Consider the following 19,615-nt stretch of genomic DNA (forward strand, 5'->3'; position numbering starts at 1 on the left):
TTGTAAAAATCATTAACCGCTCCATACATCCTTCGCGTAGCGACCCGCACGTTGAAGGTTTTCGAGCCATTCTTTAGCGTCTTGCATACTAACATCGTAGGTATTACAATACTCCGCCTTAAGTGTTGCCTCTACATCCGGAGCCATATTTGCCCCATCGCCACATACGTAGAGTCGACCACCTTGGTCAAGTAAACTAATTAACTCACTTGCATTTTCCTCCATAAGGTGCTGCACGTATGTCTTCGGCTTTCCTTCGATACGAGAGAATGCCGTGTGGAGTGTCACAAGATCCTCCTTTTGATAACTTTCTAACTCTTCACGGTAAAGATAATCGTACTCTGGGTTACGACACCCAAAGTAAAGATGCGCTTCCCCGAGTTTATGTTCCTTTTGTTTTTGGATACGGCGGGCTTGCAAAAAACCTCGAAATGGAGCGACACCTGTTCCTGGTCCAACCATGATAATTGGTGTTGCTGGATCGTCTGGCAATTGAAACCTTGAATCTGGTGTACGAACGAATATTGTTATCTCGTCACCAGGCTGACGCTCAGCAAGATAATTTGAAGCAACCCCCCGGTACTCACCACTTCCGCTCCAAGCCGGTCCTCGTACGACGCTTACAGTAAGGCTTACGCGATCCGAAAGGACGCTAGGAGAGCTAGAAATAGAGTAATAACGAGCTTTTAATGGCGAAAGCAATCCTAAAAATCTCTCAAACGGCAATTCGCAAGCAAGATACTTTTCCAGTAAATTAAGTATGGAAACTCGTTTACGAAGTACATTCATTTTATATGTGTCATCTTGAAGGAGTGCCTCTAATTCAACCTTATGAGGTGGGCAAACTGTGAATGCCGCAAGCTCTCGTATCTGTGCTCTAGTTGCTGGCTCCTGTAACTCAACACAATGAGTAAGTAGATCAGAAACACTTATTGGGCGGTCCATTGGTAAATGGGAAAGGCTATTACCAGTACTACTTAGGATCAGTTGGTCCTCCTTATTTAATCTAAAGCGATGCAAAACACGTTCCACAAGCTTAGTAGAATTCTGGGGTAGAACACCCAAATGATCACCTTCACGATATGTCAATCCCTCTGGAAGGGCAATCTCAATATGACGAGTGCTACGATCACTACTGTCTCTATGAAGCTCTCGGTTCTCGACAACGGTTGAGGCAATTGCATCGTATGTATCAGCTAGTGGAGTGCTACCGATTCCATTTACGAACTGTACAGTAAGAGAATTTTTCTCTTGTTTAAGGTTCTCGTTAACTTTCAAACTCAATGCACTTATCACATCCGGCCAAAGCTGCGTTTCCCACTTTTCAAATTGTAATTCAAAATCATCACTTGCATCGCCTTCACCATGTTTAGTTAGACGAATTGCTCCTTTTGCAGCAAGTTGGTCTTCAATGAATCGTGGGACTTGTTGAAACGTACTCGCCCAGCTTCGATCCCCACAGCCAAAAACAGCATAGCGGACACCTTCAAATGCTCCTGGTTCCGCCTCCTCTAACCATTTTACAAAAGCCTTAGCGTTGTCAGGAGGATTCCCGTTATAAGAAGCAGTTATAATAAATACCGCTCCTTCTTTTGGTAGATTTCCGACATGATCATCTAGCGGTGCTACCTGGCTTTGAAACCCTTGGCCTCGAGCAACGTCCGCTAACTCCCGGGCAATCCCTTCTGCTGTACCAAGATTAGAACCGTAAAGTACGAGTAAAGGCGTATCGTGTGCTTCAATATTAGAAGGAAGTTCTTGCCTAGCAGGTGGCTCTTCTATTGATGCAGCCTGTTCTCTAAGTGCTATCGTTGCAATTTGACTGTTGTTGCGAGGACGAATTTGCATTGTAAATCCATCTGGTTTAAGCGTTAGTGTTTCCTTAATCTTCAACTGATAATTGGTGTGATCTACAATCTCAAATTGTTTTAATATCATACCAAGCACTAGTGTAGCCTCATGAAGTGCAAATTGCTGTCCGATGCAAGCACGCTGGCCATTTCCGAATGGTTTATAAGCATCATGTGGAATTTGACTCGGGTCTTCGAAACGCTCGGGTCTAAACTCCTCAACATCGTCTCCCCACACACTTGTGTCACGGTGGAGTTTCGGAATTAGCACATTGACACTATACCCCTTTTTCATTGGGTATTTCCCTCCAAGTAACGTATCCTTTTTCGCACAAAGTGTGAACATTGGAGCTGTTGGCCAGAGCCGTAATGCTTCATTTAAAACCATTCGAGTATATTTGAGACCTCGAACTTGCTTATAAGTCGGAACAGAATCTGTAAGAACCTGATCTACCTCCGCATATGCCTTTTGAAGTTTTTCAGGGTTTTTCAAAAGGAAGTACAAGGCAAAAGACAACATCCCACTAGTCGTCTCATGACCAGCAATTAAAAATGTGATAATCTGATAACGGATGTTTTTATCATCTAATTTCTCACCAGTCTGTGGATCCTTACTGTTCAACATATGTGAGAGTAAATCATCTCCGTCTAATGTTTCCTGCTTCTTTTTCTCAGCAATAATTTTGTCAACTAAACTGAACATCGACTCAATGTCCTGCTTATACTGGCGTTTTTTTCCTACCATGAACTTATCCTGTAAAGGAATTCGATTAACCTTAGCCATTGCCTCTTGAAGGGACCTAGCCATGCTTGAGATAAAAGGGTGTGGCTGTTCATTATAAAAGCTATGGAATCGATAGTTAAATCCGCACAAACCAATTGTATCCAACGTAAGACGAGTCATGTCATCCGCTACATCAATGCTTTCTTCCGAATTAAGACGCGCCCATTTTTGAACGAGTTGCACAGCAATATCTACCATCATATCGTGATACCCTTTCATAGCCCTTTGGCTAAAGCTTGCTAGCAGTATATTATGAGCCTTTTGCCAATTAGGCTCATCCGTTTTACTTGTGAACAATCCATCTCCCGCGAAATCCCGAACTATCTGTAAGGGGGCTGAAACTTTTTTATCAAATCGAGATTCATCACAAGCATCTGCCACCAGTTTGGGGCTTGATATAAAAACATTGTTACTTGCTCCTGGCAAAGCTACTTTAAAGATTCCCCCATACTCATGGGCAAGTTTTAAAAACGATTGAGAAGGTGCCTCCACATCTATTTGTGGAAGATTCCCGAGTGGTCCAAATGTTTTCGGTTGTGGGATTGTTACAGCCTCTTTCCTAGGAAGTTCTACAGCTTGTGTCATGAAAATAATCCTCACTTTCGTGTAAGTAATAGATAGTTGGCAATATTTAAAAAACAAAAGCGGCAATTAGTCATAGAATCGAAAGACTTTGCCTGCATTATATTTATCTATGTATCTCTATATTTTCTACTATTTTTTGTACATTTCTTATTCATCTATGAAGTTTAATTCCGTCTCTCTACCATCCACCAACTGTTTTCTCGTTATTTTAAGAAATAATAATTAGTACGAACTAGTCGGTTTCTCTAATGGGTAGAGTTGTTCACAATTTAGCATTTGACTGCATCCTTACACCGCCCCGCACTTAACTTGATAACAATTTATTAGATTCATATTTCACTCTATTTTCTTCAGATAAGATAGACTGTAAAATAAAATCATTATAAATATCAGCAATCTCTTTAAGTGAGTAATTTCCTTTTTCCTTGTACCATTTGTAAATCCAGTTAACCATTCCAAAAATAGCCATTCTAATTATTGGTATGACTAGGTCTTGTCGAAATTCACCGATTTTAACCCCGTCCTCAACAACCTGATAAAGCAAATCTTTGTAACGATCACGTTTTTCCTCTATCTCCTTAAAATATTCAGACGACAAGTATAAACTCTCTTCATTGATTACCGTTAAATGCGGACGATAAGAATCAAAAAGTAAAATGAAAGACTGGACAATTTCACAGAGCCTCTCTGTTGGGCTACTGTAGTTTTGACACGCTTCTTGACCTTTCTCTAAACATAAGGAAATGCAAAAATCATGGATTGTATATAGGAGTTCATCTTTTGATTTGAAATGATGATAAAATCCGCCCTTAGATGTTCCACTTTCCTTTACAATTTGATCGACAGTTACCTTAGAATATCCATAAATTTCAAAGAGCCTTACAGAAGTGTTAATAATTTTTTCTTTTGTAGTTTGCCTTACCATTATTTATCTCCTCATTCAAAATTTAAAGAAATCTCTAGTCCATCACTCCTTATTTCGCAACAACAGACCAATTAGTCTACTTCTTTATTAGCCTAAATTATAAAAGATAAAAATTTATAAATCTACGGTGAAAAATGACTTGTTTTGTATATCTTTGTCGACGTTTCCTCATTTTTAACGAACGTATACTGTTTATGAATTGTCCTTATCAACCTCCACCATAATTAAACTCAATCATAGCTTCTCTTTTTAACTACATTTGGATAATATAAGAGTAATAGAAGCCACTTGAATAATGTTTAATACCCTAAATCTAAAGACTTACTTATCCTTAAGTTTAAAATTTTATTTTAAAATACGAAAGGAACTACTATGAATAGCTTTATTTTAGTCAACGCAAAAATTTATACGATTACAGCTGGAATTATTTCAAGCGGTACCGTTTATATTGAAAATGGAAAAATTAAACATATTGTAAAGGGTCGTGAAGACGTTTCTTCAACCCTCCCCGTTATTGATTGTAAGGGATGTCCTTTGCTTCCTGGTTTTATTGACTCCCATACACATCTTGGTCTTTATGACGAAGGAACTGGGTGGGCCGGGAACGATGCTAACGAAACAACCGAACCAATGACCCCGCATATTCGTGCATTCGATGGTGTCTATCCTCTTGACCCAGGTTTTCAAGATGCTCTTAAATATGGTGTAACAACGGTTAATGTTATGCCAGGAAGTGCGAATGTTATTGGTGGCACGACGGCCGTTATAAAAACTTTTGGAAAAACGATACGCTCGATGATGATCAAAGAAATTTCTGGTTTAAAAATTGCACTCGGTGAAAATCCAAAACGTATTCATAGTAACGGTAACAATGACTCGATTACAAGAATGGGCATAATGGGCATGCTGCGCGAAGCATTTTTTTCAGCAAAATATTGCGATCAACCAGAAAAATTGCGTGTTGCTCCAATCGTTGCGGCACTAAAAAAAGAAATCCCCGTTAGAATACATGCCCACCGTGCCGACGATATTCTTTCTGCGATGAGATTTGCTGAAGAATTTGAGCTCGACCTTCGCATCGAGCATTGTACAGAAGGGCATTTAATAGCTGAAGAATTACAGGGTAAAGACTTGAAAGTATCCGTCGGTCCTACTTTTACAAGAAGATCGAAAGTAGAGTTAAAAAACAAAAGCTGGGTAACATATCAAAAATTGTCCGAAGCTGGTGTCGAGGTCTCTATCACAACAGATCACCCGTACACTCCTATCCAATACTTGAATATGTGTGCAGCAATAGCTGTAAGAGAAGGATTAGCTCCCGAAAAAGCTCTCGAAGGCATCACGATTCTACCAGCAAGAAACCTTGGTGTTAATGATCGAATCGGTAGTATTGAAGTAGGAAAAGATGCTGATTTAGTGCTTTGGAGTGAGCATCCATTCCACTTTATGGCTAAGCCGATACTTACGATTGTCAACGGGAATATCGCGTATCAAAATATGTAGTTTTTTGTAAAAAATTAGCTGAAAAAATTCACATTTTACCTATTTCCTTTTCGCGCCTTTTCGAGTAATATACTTATGGATAATATATATTCCGATTACATTGTTCTGAACATGGTCTATTTTAATATAGAGCTATTGTAATGGAGGGAAGGCAAATGGTGCGCCACCAGTTTCTTGACTGGTCTTAGTGGGTTCGATTCCCACCCCGAAATTTTTTATGCAACATTTAAAAAATTTCGAGGGTAGGATCGTACGCTGTAAGACTGCCCTCAAGGAGGGTAATTTATGATCAAGAAACGAGATTTGCAAGAGTGTCATGAATTATATGACCTGTTGTTGCACCCTGATGTCTTCCCTTTTGTTCGTCAAAAAGCAGCTGCTTATGAGGAATTTTTATTCTTAACGAAGCAGACGATTGAAGCGGAAGAGCGTGGAGAATTAATATCACGAACGATTGTCGATGAATGGGGAAATCCAATCGGAACGATTAACTTGTTCGATATTCAAGACAATGCCGGATTTCTAGGGACATGGCTTGGCAAACCTTATCATGGAAAAGGCTACAATAAACCAGCAAAAGACGTATTTTTCCAAGAACTCTTTTATGAACTTGGGATGGAAACAGTTTTCATGAAAATTAGGAAAGCCAATGTGCGTTCGCAAAAAGCAGCTGAAAAACTTCCGTATGTTGTAAAAGCAAACGATACAAGAAAAGCGATTTACGATCAACTCAACGCCGTGGAAGACATTTACGATCTATATGAAATTCCAAAAGATTTATATACACTTCATCTATACCAATCACAACAAGAGCAAGACGAACATGTACTTGAAGCATAATAGCTTGAAAAAGATTATTCCGTAACCGGGATAATCTTTTTTTGTTACATAAAAGATGACGAGTAAGGGGAAGTTTATAAAAAAGAGATAGGGAGTAGTGAGGAAATGGAACTTATTATCCGCATATTTATGATCCTTTTATCGTGGACAAGTTTAACGTTTTTGAATAAAAAAGAAATAGCCCGCTTTTCCCCATCAGCAATCTTGGTGAGTTTATTCCTTTGCATTGCCACATTAATTAATTCTGTTTTTGGGCTATGGGAAGTAAAAGGAAGTAAGAAAAAACAACTTTTGGATGATTTTTCATTTATTTTTGGCCCTTTTATTTGTGCAACCATTTGGGTGTTAAAACTAACATTCGGAAGATTATCCCTTTATTTTCTGTTGAATACTGTAATTAATTTTATTTTAGCTTATCCTGTTACAACTTTTTTTGAAAACCAAAGCCTCTATAAGCTAAAAAAAATGAAGCGACACTATCTATTCTTACTTTGTATTTTCTATTCAGCAATGCTTTACAGTTATCAAGTTATTATTGAAAAAACATTTTCTAATTTATTTTCATCAAGAGATTTAGATTCACACCGGTTTGGTGACCAATCCACGGAAATTTTAAAAGAAAAATATGTTTCTGAGTGAAATGTTTAAGGTTATAAAAATGACTCCATAATCCGCCAATTATAAACGCAGCGGTATGGAGTCGGTCTAAAAATGAAAAACCCTTCATTATTACTTCGCCATAGAGGTCAATTCTTCGTACATATCTTGAATTGTATAAGCTTTTGGTGCTTTTTCCATATTTTTAATAAATGCCGCTTTATTTGATTGAAGCTCCTTCACCTTTTCCATAAATGATTGTGGTGTCAGTTCTTCTTCTTCTAACTTTAAGGCAAATCCTTGTTTTACAAATGAATTAGCATTCAAGATTTGGTCTCCTCTACTCGCTTCTCTTGAAAGCGGAATAAGGAGCATCGGTTTTTTTAGAGCAAGGAACTCAAATATAGAATTTGAACCTGCACGAGAAATAACAAAATCCGTCATCGCCAAATAATGTGGCAATTCCCCTTTAATAAATTCAAACTGTTTATAGCCTTGTTCTTTAAAACTAGGTTCGATATTTCCTTTACCACAAATATGGACAATCTGAAAAGACTTCAAAAGCTCCTTCAGATTTTCTCTAACACTTTCATTAATTTTTTTTGCGCCTAAACTTCCTCCCATAATCATCAAAATAGGTTTCTGGTCGAAATAACCTGTCAGACGCTTTCCTTCTTTATCGTCGCCTGTGAATAATTCTTCTCTAATAATCGAGCCCGCACACAATGTTTTATTTTCCGGCAATGCTTTTACTGTCTCAGGAAATGTCGTAAAAATCTTGGTTGCAAAAGGAACAGCCAACTTATTTGCAAGACCTGGAGTAACATCTGATTCATGGATTGCTACGGGGATACCTGCAATCTTTGCTGCCATAACAACTGGTACAGACACAAACCCCCCTTTAGAGAAAATAATATCCGGTTTTGTTTTCCTTATAACGGATAATGCATCCATAACACCTTTCATTACTAAAAATGGATCTGTGAAGTTTTTCCAAGAAAAATAACGACGGAGTTTCCCGCTTGAAATTCCATAGAAAGGAATATGTGGAAATTGATCTGTAATTATTTCATTTTCAATACCCGCTCTTGACCCAATATAGGAAATGTCCCATCCCTTTTTTTCAAAAAACGGAATTAATGCCGTATTTACCGTCACATGACCTGCGGAACCTCCGCCAGTAAATAAAATATGCTTGCTCATTTATGTAAACTCCAATCTCTTTAATTTTCCAAAGTAAACATTTATTTTATCAAATTTAGATTAATTATGGAATCATTTAAAAGAAGTACTTAAAAATGTTAGGTTTAGTACGGACATACCATATTATGAGCCTTTTCTCTCGATTATTCCCGTTTGTATCATTTGAAGAATAACTCCTACTGAATACAATGTTGCTATTAATCTATTCCTTACATGTATTATACCGAAAGTTAAAAGTAAATGGCATTTTTACACTTCTTCTTAGATTCCGTGTGATATAATATTTCTTTATTCATAATTAAGGAGTCTATTTCATGAAAGAGACAAATACAGTAAAAGAAAAATTAAAGCAATTTTTAGTAATTTTAATTCCGATTCTTGTAACACAGCTCGGAATGTTCGCCATGAACTTCTTTGACACAATTATGTCTGGGAGGTATTCACCTGTTGATTTAGCAGGGGTGGCTATTGGCTCGTCTCTATGGGTACCTGTCTTTACAGGCTTAAGCGGCATTTTATTATCCATTACTCCTATCGTCGCTCAACATATTGGGGGAAATAGTAAAAAAGAAGTTCCAAACACAATCCTTCAAGGTGTTTATGCCTCTATATTTCTTTCTGTTGTTGTCATGATCACGGGGGCATTCCTGTTAGACCCTATTTTAAACGGAATGAATATCGAATCAGAGGTTAGAAGCATCGCAAAAGAGTATTTGATTGCTCTCTCGTTCGGAATAATACCGCTATTTATTTACAATGCTCTCCGTTCATTTATCGATGCACTTGGAATGACTAGAGTATCTATGTTCATCACGCTAACTTCTTTACCGATTAATGTTGTTTTCAATTATTTACTGATTTACGGAAAACTTGGTTTCCCTACATTAGGAGGTGTCGGCGCAGGCTATGCTTCTGCTATAACGTATTGGCTTATAGCGCTAATTGCCTTTTGGGTTATTTATTCAAAACGTCCCTTTAATGAGTATAGAGTTTTCAGTAAACTTTACGGTATATCCTTAGATAAATGGAAAGAACTTTTTAAAATTGGCGTACCGATTGGACTATCTATTTTTTTTGAAGTGAGTATTTTCTCTGCCGTCACGCTATTGATGAGTGATTACAGTACAAATGTTATCGCGGCACATCAGGCGGCAATTAATTTTGCATCCTTTCTATATATGATCCCACTTAGTATTTCAATGGCGTTAACAATTGTTGTTGGATTCGAGGTAGGTGCTAAGAGACTAAAGGATGCTAGAACCTACAGCTGGATGGGAGTCCTGATTGCACTTATTTTAGCCGTAATATATGGAATACTTTTGTTATTGTTCAAAAATGAACTGGCCATTATTTACACAAGTGATGAGGAAGTGTTAAAACTAATTAGTCATTTCCTTCTTTACGCAGTTCTCTTCCAGCTTTCTGATGCCATACAAGCTCCTGTGCAAGGAGCATTGCGAGGATATAAAGATGTAAATGTCACTTTTATAATGGCACTTGTCTCTTATTGGGTAATCGGTTTGCCCTTAGGATATATTTTGAGTCACTACACATCATTCGGTCCTTATGGGTATTGGATTGGGCTTACTTCTGGATTAACAGCAGGAGCCATTACATTATCGATACGATTACTTCTTATTCAAAAACAATTCAGAAAACAATATAGTTAAGAAAAGCAGATGCAGCTTAATCGGCTCCAACAAGCATAAGCCAAGCACCTCGAAAAAGACGCTCTTTTCCTTTTGGGGATGCTTGGCTTATGACCTCAAGGAGCTAGACATATCAAAAAGCAGATGCAGCTAGGTCAGTCTTTTTACTTGCTAGATTGGTGAAACACTTTACCTAACACATCTTTCCCCCCTGTTACTGGGATAACTGCTCCTGTGATAAAATCTGATTCTTCTGAGGCTAAAAATGTTATAACCCGTGCAAGGTCTTCTCCTGTACCAGGCCGCCCCACAGGATTGGAGTTGTCTCTCTCTTTTTGTGCAGTCTCTATGCTGTTTTCTTTCCAATCACCAACAATGTCCCCAGGACAAACCATGTTTGCAGTAATACCATTCGAAGCTTCCTCTAATGCCAAAGTTTTTGTAAAAGAAGCAAGTCCCGATTTCGCTGCTGCAAAGGCGGAACGGTAAATCCATCCTGGTGCAGTTTCGACACGATCAAACCCCGTAGTAATTATTCTTCCCCACTGTTTTTCCCTCATATAAGGAACAAGCAATCTTGATAAGTAAAAAACACTGTTGAGGTTTCCGTTGATCATATAATTCCATTCACTTGGTAAATAGTCATCAAATTTCTTTCTGTCCTTCACATAAGGTCCCGCATTATGTACTAGCACATCTACTTTCCCGAACAGTTGTATACTTTTTTCAACTAATTCAGTACATTCGTCTGGTAAAGAAATATCCGCTTTAATAGCAGATACCTGAATGTCATATTGATGTTTTAATGTTGCTACAAATAGTTCGGCTTCTTGTTTGTTGCTGCGATAGTTAATAATAATATTAAAGTTCTTTTTTGCAAACGCTATAGCAGTCCTTTTACCAATCCCTTTTGATCCGCCAGTAATAAGTACTGTTTTTGTCAGATTCAAAGTGTATCCTCTCCATATTCAAACGTTTCTATCTCCATAGTAAGAAGCTATCTAAAAAATTGCAAACTTAAATACTTTTCACAAGGGAAAACCATTCAATACTTAGAATAAAATCTTGTCATATGCATGGAATGGGCGAGATTTTCCTAGATAACTTGCTTCGGCTGAAATCATACCAACCTCTACATAGCCATTTTTCACAAATAATTTTTGTGCTTTTTCATTTAAAGAGTAAGTATCTGTCCGTAAATAGTATATATTTTGCTCCTTTGCAAATTGATCAGAAAATGAAAGTAACTTGCTAGCAATTCCTTGTCCTCTGACATGTATATCCACTGCTATCCGATGAATATAAAAAGCTTCTTCATCCTTTCTCCAGTCTATTTCTTTGTACGCAGCGGGAGCCTTTTTATCTATCGTTACTGTTCCTACTGGGATATCCTTTTCATTAACCGCTACAAAGAGGGTATTATCTTTAATATCGGAAAGAAAATGTTCTTCACTTGGATATTCATCCGTCCATTGGTCATTTCCATTTTCACTCATTACTTGAATTGTATCCTTAATAATTCCCATTAATTGATGTAAATCTTTTTCCATACCTTTGCGAAAAGCAATGTCCATATCGCTTCCTCCCGAAAACCTTATAAATAATCTACTTTAGGTTGTCCATTATGTATAGAATAATATGTAATTCTAAAAAATAAAAACAGCCTTCCCAAAGGAAAGACTGTTTTTTCAATTATTATATTATTTACCAATAAACTGTTGAGTCCAGTAATTACCATTTTCTACATGCCCCACACCGATATGAGTGAACTTAGAACTCATGATATTTTTACGGTGACCATCACTATTCATCCATGCGTTAACAACTTCTTGTGGAGTACGTTGACCCATTGCGATATTCTCACCAGCTGATTTATATTGGATACCGAATTGCTTCATCATATCAAATGGAGATCCGTATGTCGGGCTTGTGTGAGAAAAATAGTTGTTAGCTGACATATCACGAGACTTTTCACGCGCTACTTTACTTAGTTCTGCATCAATTTTTAATGCTGGAAGACCCTGTTTTGCACGTTCTTGGTTTGTTAACTCTACTACTTGTTGCTCAAACTGGCTTAATTGACTGTTTGTTTGTTTTGCAGGTTGCTCTTGTTTAGCTTGTTGTTCTTTTACTGGCGTTGGTGCTGCTTCTTGTTTAGGTGCCTCTGCTTTTGGTGCTTCTTTCTCAGCCGGTGCAGGAGTTTCAGCTTTTGGCTGTTCCTTTACTGGTGCAGGTGCTTCTGCTTTTGCTGGTGCTTTATTCATATCTTTCCATTGAATTTGATATTTTGATAGAATGTTTTGAACCCATTTATTTAAATCTTCTTGATTACCATTATAGTTATAAGTGTAAACTTGTTTGTATGTTTTAACTTGTGTTTGTTCTGCTGCATCAGCTTTACCCGCTGCAAATGGTGCTGCCAATAATGTTAATGCAGTTGCTGTTGAAATAATCATTTTTTTATTCATAAGAAGAATTCCTCCCAAAGAAAATATGTTGTCTTGCTGACAAACTCATCATACCATCGAGTTTTTGTTATATTTACGGGAGAACTTGGAAAATTCATGTTTGTAGCAAAAAATGAAAATGAAAAACATACTTAATCTACTATAAATCTAGTAATTATCTACGCTTAATCAGAGAGTTAAATAGTTTACTTTCATTTCCTTTTTTAACATAATCCAACTTCTAACACTAAAATTTGGCAGTACCACTGGGTTGACAACTTTTTTAAACAGGGAATTCTGTAACAATTGTTGCAAAGGAGTTTCTAATGAAACGTGAAAATAACTGTTGTAGCAGAAATCTATACAATTTAAATCGTAAAAAAACCTTACCTAAATTCGGTAAGGCTTTCTGTATATAGCTGAATTAATTGCAACTTGTCTTTTTCATGTAAAGACGATTCTATAATTCGTTTTATTGCTAGATAATATTTTTCCTCTTTATTTTTTCTAATTCGTGGGTGACTGTTCTCATCTAACAGGTCTCGTTTTATCGCCTCTTTAAGGACAGCTTCTGCTGAGGAATCTGTATAACCCAATTGGCGATTATTCCATAAACTGCGATACGAATTTAATAAATACAAAAATGTTTTTTCTTTCATTCCTTGCGTCCTTTACATATATTTTTGTTTATCAGCACATACTAACAAAAACTATATAGAAGGGTGATAGTATGACTGCACCATATCGTTGTCCAAATTGTAAAACAAACCGATCTCGTTTCAATATTATTCCACAAGTTGCTCAGAGCGTGAAATTAGATCCAAATTCAGGCGAGGTTATAGAGCAGTATGATAGTGGGCAACTAGATCCATTTCATTTACCTTATAAAGGGCCGGAAAATAAAATTCAATGTGCTGCTTGCGGGCTTGTGGAAGATGAGCAAACGTTTAAAAAGTTTGGTGAAAGTGGCCGTTAAAGTTGGGAAAACACATTCGGGGGGATGATCATGTAAATGTCATCCCTTTTATCAGTGAAAAATTATCGATTGAAATAAAAAGTTAGGAAAAGTCTTGTTTCGCTTTGTCTTTATGTGTCAACATTTTTTCAATCAACTTCATAAAATTAAGAATTTCCTCTTCTGAAAAGGACTGAAAAAGTTGTTGAAAATATAATGATTTTTTCTTTTTAAAATGAATAAGCCTCGCCTTTCCGTCATCCGTTAGTGCTAACTCGATTACTCGGCGGTCCTCTGATGAACGCTGTCTTGTAATAAACCCTTTTTCTACAAGTGAATCAGTGACAGAAGTAATATGACTTGCGGAAACTTCCATTAACTTAGAAACTTCCGAAGCCTTGAGTGCTCCTTGGTCTTCTATAAGACGAATGACCATGAACTCACTACTAGTCATGCCGTCACCTAGCAATTCGCGAATGTCCGCTTTCATCATTCTAGAAGCGGATCGTAATAACCCTTCAAGATTAAACAACTCTTCCTTCACAACGATCGACCTTTCTTAGATTGATTAGTATTTAATCAACTTCATTATTTTATTTTAAGATAGTGATTGTATTATGTCATTCCCACAATAATAGTTACTAGTAACTTTGCAGAATGGACTATACTTAAAGCCAAGCCTCCACCACTCATTATCCCTGTCACGAATCTTAGAAAATTATTGCTTTGCCTGTGTTTTGCTGCTTGTGTCACACCATCTAGAATAAGTGGAATATTTAACAGAATAGAAATAGGAAAAACAAGCAAACTCGATGGAAGCTGGAGAAACCATATTATAGGAGATATTACTATGATTCCTAAAAGAATAGCCATGCACCGATAACATAACGGAAACTGACGTCCTTTTATAACTAGCGAACGTTCCCTATGCCGATGACAAGGCATAAATTCTAAAAGAAACAAGTAAACCCTCTCCTTCCAACAAGCTACTTTATCTCACATTAACAGGTAATAAAATCTCACCTATTAAAGTTGCACTTTATGGTATAGAACAATCACAGTCCGTACCATCACAATCAAAACCCTTTTTCCCTTTGGGCATATTCGGCATGCAGTCCGGTCCATATAGTAAACAATCCCCACAATCGAGCAAACTATCATTTGTTTTTTTATTTGAACGTTTTCGATAATAAACTACCATTACGATAAACAAAATGACGCTTAGCAATGTTAAACTCGAAAAAATAATATACTGTGTCGTTGTTTCACTAATGGTAAGACCATATATTCCACTCACTAATAAAAATAAATTAAAACTAATGAAAAGAAAAACCATACAGCCTCGCCTCCATATTATATTTACGGAGGGTCAATTGCTTTGGTTTCATTTTTCATCAATTTGTTCTAACGATTGCAACAAATCTTGTTTCGCCATACCTTCTCCTATTATGACTAAATTTTTTGGCATATTCATTTGTTCTGGCATAAATAACGGCATACCGTAAGAATATTGAAACATTGTCGGATATTTTCTTCCCTTAAGTGGTACGTATCCTTTAATTCTGTAGATGGACGATGGTAAAGCCCTTAGCCACTTTTCAAATGCTTCTCCCGTAACGACCCCTTCAAATGTATAAACAATTGCTTGTAATGCAAGTTCCTTTCCAATGTCTGCTTTTTGATGCTGTAGCCTATCCATTTTGACATTGCTATTTACTATATCTTGAAGTGGAATAGTAGAGTAATTAGTTAAATACAATTTTCCATTTGAATTGAGTTGTTGTATTTCAAACACTACTGTCCCTTTTTCCATTTCTGTTAGTAAGTCTTCCTTATTAACAATTATGTAGTTAGCATGACGAATTTGTTCCCTCATCAGATGTAGAATCGCTGGACTAAGTTCACTTCTTGCTTTCCATTGAAATGCATCTACAACTGTCAGGATTCCTTTAAATTGTAACCGGTCAGCAAACAAAGGCGATAAAATAGAATCAACTACTTCCACAGGATGTGCAGCTCCAGTTGTTTCAATTATCAGTACATCAAACTCTTCATTCCATAATAATTCTTGAAGCTGTGACTCTAATTTTTCCTGAATAGTACAACAAATACAGCCATCGAGTAATTCTTTTAACGGAGTGTCCTCTTCAACAACATCACTATCGATGGAAACATTTCCAAGTTCATTCATTAATACTGCTGGCTTTTTCCCTTGATTCTTAAATGACTTTAATATTTTTTTTAGTAGAGTTGTTTTCCCACTCCCTAAAAATCCGGATAATACATAAACGTCTTTTTTCATCTTCAATCCCTTTCTCTTCCTACCTTCACCTTCCTATTTTAAAGAAAGAATTCCACAAATACAATGAAAGCGAAATAGTTTGCTCTATTTTTAGAATTCAACGTATTCCTTCATAATATGACCGTAAGTAGGTCTAGGTGCTTAAGTATGACTGTGAAAACTTTTTATTTAAATCCCTAGTAATCAAAAAGCAGCGCTCCCTTTAACATAGAGAACACTGCTTTTTTATCCTTCAGGAAATTATAAACTATTCGTACTTGGGCAACTCTGAAATCAAGACGCTTCCGCTTTTGTTCTATTAATCCTTTTGTTGTTGAAGGATTTCAACAGCCTTTTTAACCTGCGGATCGTTTTCTTGTAATTTATCTCTAAGTTCTTCCATTAACTTGATGGTCGTATCACCTTTTAAAGAACCTGTTACTTCGAGCTTCATCTGTTCTTGGAACTTAGAAACTGCTTTTTTCGTGTCTTCGTCGTAAAAGCCATCTACGTTCCCTGGATTAAACCCTAATGCATTCAGCATCTCTTCCGCTGTTTTCACTTGTTCCGATAGAGCAGATTCTGTTAACTCTTTTTCAGGGTTCAAATAAGGCAGCTCAGCATAGTCAGGCATCTCCACCTCGTAGTCAGGTTTAATTCCTTTTTCATGAATCCAATTGCCTTTCGGTGTTAACCATTTTGCTGTCGTAAATTTCATATTAGATCCGTCTGTAAAGTTTTCCGCTGTTTGTACAGTACCTTTACCAAAAGTCTTTGTCCCAATAAGTGGTATGTCATTTGATTCGCTTACAGCAGCAGCTAAAATCTCAGATGCACTTGCACTTCCGCCATCAATAAGGACAGCTACAGGCACTTCTATTTTGTCCCCATCTTCTGCAACGAATTTCTCGACCTTACCATTATGGTCCTCTACTTGAAAGAGGACTTCCCCTTTAGGAACAAAAAGATTAGAAATCTTAATTGCTTGATCCAATAAACCACCTGGGTTTTGCCTTAAATCAAGCACTAAACGTTTCATTCCTTTATCTTTCATGTCTTTTAAAGCTTTTTGTAGTTCGTTATATGTGTCATCAGAAAAACTAGTTATTTGAACCTTGGCGACTCCATTGCCTACCATTTCTGCATACACAGTCTCAATTGGAATTTCATCGCGGGTAATTGTAACTTCGCGTGGGTCTGATTGTTCAGATCGTTGTATAGTAAGCGTAACTTTTGTTCCCTTTTTACCGCGAATCAGCAAGACCGCGTCTGTAACTGACATTCCTTGAATACTTTCCCCATTTACCTTAAGGACTTTATCGTTAGGCTGCAAACCTGCCTTCTCTGCTGGCGAACCTTTAATAGGGGAAACGATAGAAATAAACCCATTTTGCTCTTGAATTTCTGCTCCTATCCCTTCGAAAGACGAGGAGATGCTTTCTTGAAACTTCTTAGCCTCTTCTTCATCCATATAGTCAGAATACGGATCCCCAATAGCATCAAGCATCCCATTAATTGCTCCGTTGACAAGGTCAGCATCTTTTAAATCTTTATAATAGTTTTCATTTAATTTATCATAGGCCTCATATAACTTTTGAAATTCCGTTCTCTCCGTAACACCCACATTGACCGCTTTTTCATCTCCAAAAGCTAAAGCAAATGTTGTAATTCCTGCTGTAGCGAATACGAGCAAAAACATGAGCATCACAAATTGAAACTTTTTTATTTTTATAAAACTTCCGCTACTTTCTTCTCCATTAGGATTTGGGTTTTGTCCCGTTTTATCCTGTTCCAAAGCTTTCACCACTTTCGTTGCTATGTATCTTGAATGAGTAATCTTGTCTTGTTTAAAGCAAACTTTACTAAAGTAACTTCTTCATTCTATCAGCTTTTTTATATTAGTGAAAGGAAAATCCATCGTTACTACTATCATGTGTTAAAATCGTCGTAAAAAAACCTACCGTACTAACAGCAAGCAAAGAATAAAGCAGTGCTTCTAAGCCAATGATTGGCCAACCTATTGTGAGTACTATTGCATCGAACACAAAAATCAGTTTTCCCACATTCCATCCAGTTTTTTTCCCAACAAGCTGCGCTAACAGATCACTGCCTCCCGTTGCAGCATTCGCCCTCAACATTAATCCTATCCCCACTCCTACAAAGGTTCCGCCAATAAAAGCGCTAAACATCGGTGGAATATCTACTAACCATTTTAATCCACCTAACACATCAATCATTAAAGACGATAGCCACATTCCATGAATACTATTATAAAAGAGATTCCGGTTTATAAAAAAGGCAATACCAAATAGGGGGATACTTAAAATAATAATGGTTAGTCCTGGAGCAACATCAAACCAATAATGTGCGATTAACCCAATACCAATCATTCCCCCATCCAAAAAATGATGTGGAACAAAGAACCCATTTATTCCAATACCCACTAACAGACTTCCAATAATAATTTTCATTAACGTCCAGAACAGTTCAACCACCCCTGTCATCTAAAAAGTAGACAACCTCTCTTATTGTTGTATGATAAAAAAGGTGGAAAAAGTAGTTTTGAAAGAGAAATTTTTAAATTAGTTGGGGGAAATGGATTTTTATAGATATATGTTATATTAAAAAAGGGCAGCATGCCATTAAAAGCATGCTGCCCACTAATTTTAGATTTCTTTTACATTTTGAAAATACTCTTCAAGTGTCCACTCATTTTCATAAATAACTTTCGCTGCTTCTTTCCCTACATAGCGAAAATGCCATGGCTCATACTGGTACAGTGTTATATCCACCTTGTCTTCCGGATAGCGGAGAATAAATCCGAACTTGTGAGCATTGGCACTGAGCCATTTTCCTTCCACTGTTTGACCAAACGCTATATCTATTTGAAAATCATTGCTTTCACTAGATATGTCCATTGCGAGCCCTGATTGGTGCTCACTCTGACCTGGAGGAGCAACGGCTTTCACTGCCTTTTCTTTTCCGAATTGCTGAATCTCTCTTTCTAGTAGCATTTCTTGATAATCATAAGATCGGTAACCTGATACCGCCACTAGTTCAATATTTTGTTTCTTAGCTTCAGCAAACATATTTTCTAGGGCAGTCGCTGCATCTTGCCGAATGTATGCTTTTTCTAAATCCTGATTTCCAAATAGGAACGGTACATTTGGTCGAACTAAATCGTCTGGCTTATATTCACCTAAAGCGAATTCTTTGTTAACAAGAGCTAAAATATTGGCTGGATTTTGAATAACCTTTTTTCCATCCACAACCTCAACTTTGTTAAAAAACTTACCTTCAAGTAGGAGCTCTGGTGGGATTTCCTCTTGATTTTCATTTGTTGAATCGTCCTGCCCAGTTCCTTTTTCATTTTCTTCAGGTTCAGAAGTTTTCTTTTGGTCTTTTGCTAGATCCTGGTCTTCTTTCACTTTTTCTGTTTCTTGTTTTTGGCCAAAAAGATCTCCAGACCAATCTTGAACTTGCTGACAGCCAGATAATAAAACTACAGCAGCGCCAGAAAGCAAGATCTTTTTCATAATTTCACCTTATTTCTTTATATTTAATCCATTCACTATCATAACACGATTGTTCTATTCTGTAAGCAAGAACATAGTGAGTCTTTTTTAGTAAGATTTTGGATGTAACCTCACAGCCTAGACAGAAAAAAAACTTGGAATTAGTAGCGTTCCAAGTTTTTTAATATTGAAGTGTTTGTAGGAAAAAAATAGTTTTAAGCATTGCAAAATTAACCAAAATAAATTGATTCTACACTATTTTGGCACTAAATTTGCTTTTTTATAGTAGATGGTGGCGGCTTTGTTTCAGCCGCCATGTGAGTTTTTCGTAAAGTTTGCTGTTTGTGGGTAATGGACCGTTCCTTCTGCTGCAATCCACTCTATGTTTTCAACTGTTGTTAAAAAGCAACAACCTTTTAGACAATAGCCAGATACTAAAAAAAGAGTGATAACCAATCAATGGATTATCACCTTTTTTTAG

Annotated in this window: 19 protein-coding genes; 5 read left to right on the plus strand and 14 right to left on the minus strand. The window is 37.0% G+C overall.

The features are described from left to right. Positions 1 to 12 precede the first annotated feature (12 nt). Positions 13 to 3,219, minus strand: a complete 3,207-nt coding sequence (locus tag ACFSUL_RS07170; protein WP_377934009.1) for a bifunctional cytochrome P450/NADPH--P450 reductase — start codon at positions 3,217 to 3,219, stop codon at positions 13 to 15. A gap of 304 nt (positions 3,220 to 3,523) precedes the next feature. Then, positions 3,524 to 4,144 (minus strand): TetR/AcrR family transcriptional regulator, encoded by a 621-nt coding sequence (locus ACFSUL_RS07175; RefSeq protein ID WP_377934011.1) that lies wholly within the window; start codon positions 4,142 to 4,144, stop codon positions 3,524 to 3,526. Between the two features lie 372 nt (positions 4,145 to 4,516). Here ACFSUL_RS07175 and ACFSUL_RS07180 point away from each other — a divergent pair, with 372 nt between their 5' ends. The 3 genes from ACFSUL_RS07180 to ACFSUL_RS07190 all read left to right on the plus strand — a co-directional run bounded on the left by ACFSUL_RS07180 (position 4,517) and on the right by ACFSUL_RS07190 (position 7,126). Beyond that, positions 4,517 to 5,647, plus strand: a complete 1,131-nt coding sequence (locus tag ACFSUL_RS07180; RefSeq protein ID WP_377934013.1) for an amidohydrolase — start codon at positions 4,517 to 4,519, stop codon at positions 5,645 to 5,647. Between the two features lie 285 nt (positions 5,648 to 5,932). Then, a complete protein-coding gene (locus ACFSUL_RS07185) occupies positions 5,933 to 6,487 on the plus strand; it encodes a GNAT family N-acetyltransferase (protein ID WP_377934015.1) in 555 nt (184 codons plus the stop codon). Between the two features lie 162 nt (positions 6,488 to 6,649). Further along, a complete protein-coding gene (locus ACFSUL_RS07190; RefSeq protein WP_377934017.1) occupies positions 6,650 to 7,126 on the plus strand; it encodes a hypothetical protein in 477 nt (158 codons plus the stop codon). A 90-nt stretch (positions 7,127 to 7,216) separates the two neighbouring features. Here the strand turns inward: ACFSUL_RS07190 and ACFSUL_RS07195 are convergent, their stop codons facing one another. Then, on the minus strand, positions 7,217 to 8,287 hold the full coding sequence (locus tag ACFSUL_RS07195; protein ID WP_377934019.1) for an undecaprenyldiphospho-muramoylpentapeptide beta-N-acetylglucosaminyltransferase: 1,071 nt from the start codon (positions 8,285 to 8,287) through the stop codon (positions 7,217 to 7,219). Between the two features lie 314 nt (positions 8,288 to 8,601). Here ACFSUL_RS07195 and ACFSUL_RS07200 point away from each other — a divergent pair, with 314 nt between their 5' ends. Beyond that, positions 8,602 to 9,957, plus strand: a complete 1,356-nt coding sequence (locus tag ACFSUL_RS07200; RefSeq protein ID WP_377934021.1) for an MATE family efflux transporter — start codon at positions 8,602 to 8,604, stop codon at positions 9,955 to 9,957. A gap of 143 nt (positions 9,958 to 10,100) precedes the next feature. Here ACFSUL_RS07200 and ACFSUL_RS07205 read toward each other — a convergent pair whose 3' ends face one another. The 4 genes from ACFSUL_RS07205 to ACFSUL_RS07220 form a co-directional block, all read right to left on the minus strand. Continuing rightward, positions 10,101 to 10,880, minus strand: coding sequence for an SDR family oxidoreductase (locus ACFSUL_RS07205; RefSeq protein ID WP_377934210.1), 780 nt, complete (start codon positions 10,878 to 10,880; stop codon positions 10,101 to 10,103). Between the two features lie 108 nt (positions 10,881 to 10,988). Then, complete coding sequence (locus ACFSUL_RS07210; protein ID WP_377934023.1) at positions 10,989 to 11,510, minus strand: GNAT family N-acetyltransferase; 522 nt, start codon at positions 11,508 to 11,510, stop codon at positions 10,989 to 10,991. A 126-nt stretch (positions 11,511 to 11,636) separates the two neighbouring features. Next, positions 11,637 to 12,404, minus strand: a complete 768-nt coding sequence (locus tag ACFSUL_RS07215; RefSeq protein WP_377934025.1) for a CAP domain-containing protein — start codon at positions 12,402 to 12,404, stop codon at positions 11,637 to 11,639. 365 nt (positions 12,405 to 12,769) lie between these two features. Continuing rightward, positions 12,770 to 13,042 (minus strand): hypothetical protein, encoded by a 273-nt coding sequence (locus tag ACFSUL_RS07220; protein ID WP_377934027.1) that lies wholly within the window; start codon positions 13,040 to 13,042, stop codon positions 12,770 to 12,772. A 71-nt stretch (positions 13,043 to 13,113) separates the two neighbouring features. On the opposite strand from ACFSUL_RS07220, the gene ACFSUL_RS07225 reads away from it, so the two are divergent. Further along, entirely contained in the window at positions 13,114 to 13,359 is a 246-nt protein-coding gene (locus ACFSUL_RS07225; protein WP_377934029.1) for a DNA alkylation repair protein, read from the plus strand. An 82-nt stretch (positions 13,360 to 13,441) separates the two neighbouring features. On the opposite strand, the gene ACFSUL_RS07230 is transcribed toward ACFSUL_RS07225, so the two are convergent. The 7 genes from ACFSUL_RS07230 to ACFSUL_RS07260 all read right to left on the minus strand — a co-directional run bounded on the left by ACFSUL_RS07230 (position 13,442) and on the right by ACFSUL_RS07260 (position 19,155). Further along, entirely contained in the window at positions 13,442 to 13,882 is a 441-nt protein-coding gene (locus ACFSUL_RS07230; protein WP_377934031.1) for a MarR family winged helix-turn-helix transcriptional regulator, read from the minus strand. Positions 13,883 to 13,953: 71 nt separating this feature from the next. Beyond that, a complete protein-coding gene (locus tag ACFSUL_RS07235; RefSeq protein ID WP_377934212.1) occupies positions 13,954 to 14,283 on the minus strand; it encodes a DUF2085 domain-containing protein in 330 nt (109 codons plus the stop codon). Between the two features lie 94 nt (positions 14,284 to 14,377). Continuing rightward, positions 14,378 to 14,674, minus strand: a complete 297-nt coding sequence (locus ACFSUL_RS07240; RefSeq protein WP_377934033.1) for a hypothetical protein — start codon at positions 14,672 to 14,674, stop codon at positions 14,378 to 14,380. A gap of 48 nt (positions 14,675 to 14,722) precedes the next feature. Then, entirely contained in the window at positions 14,723 to 15,640 is a 918-nt protein-coding gene (locus tag ACFSUL_RS07245; RefSeq protein WP_377934214.1) for a CobW family GTP-binding protein, read from the minus strand. 298 nt (positions 15,641 to 15,938) lie between these two features. Further along, positions 15,939 to 17,414, minus strand: coding sequence for a lmo1851 family serine protease (locus ACFSUL_RS07250; protein WP_377934035.1), 1,476 nt, complete (start codon positions 17,412 to 17,414; stop codon positions 15,939 to 15,941). Positions 17,415 to 17,517: 103 nt separating this feature from the next. Next, on the minus strand, positions 17,518 to 18,123 hold the full coding sequence (locus tag ACFSUL_RS07255; RefSeq protein ID WP_377934037.1) for a YitT family protein: 606 nt from the start codon (positions 18,121 to 18,123) through the stop codon (positions 17,518 to 17,520). 162 nt (positions 18,124 to 18,285) lie between these two features. Next, the gene (locus tag ACFSUL_RS07260; RefSeq protein ID WP_377934039.1) at positions 18,286 to 19,155 is read right to left on the minus strand and encodes a M15 family metallopeptidase; all 870 of its coding nucleotides are present in this window, start codon (positions 19,153 to 19,155) and stop codon (positions 18,286 to 18,288) included. Positions 19,156 to 19,615: the final 460 nt, after the last annotated feature.

This window comes from Bacillus seohaeanensis (genome assembly GCF_042684945.1).
In the GTDB taxonomy this organism is placed as follows: Bacteria; Bacillota; Bacilli; order Bacillales; family Bacillaceae_B; genus Rossellomorea; species Rossellomorea seohaeanensis.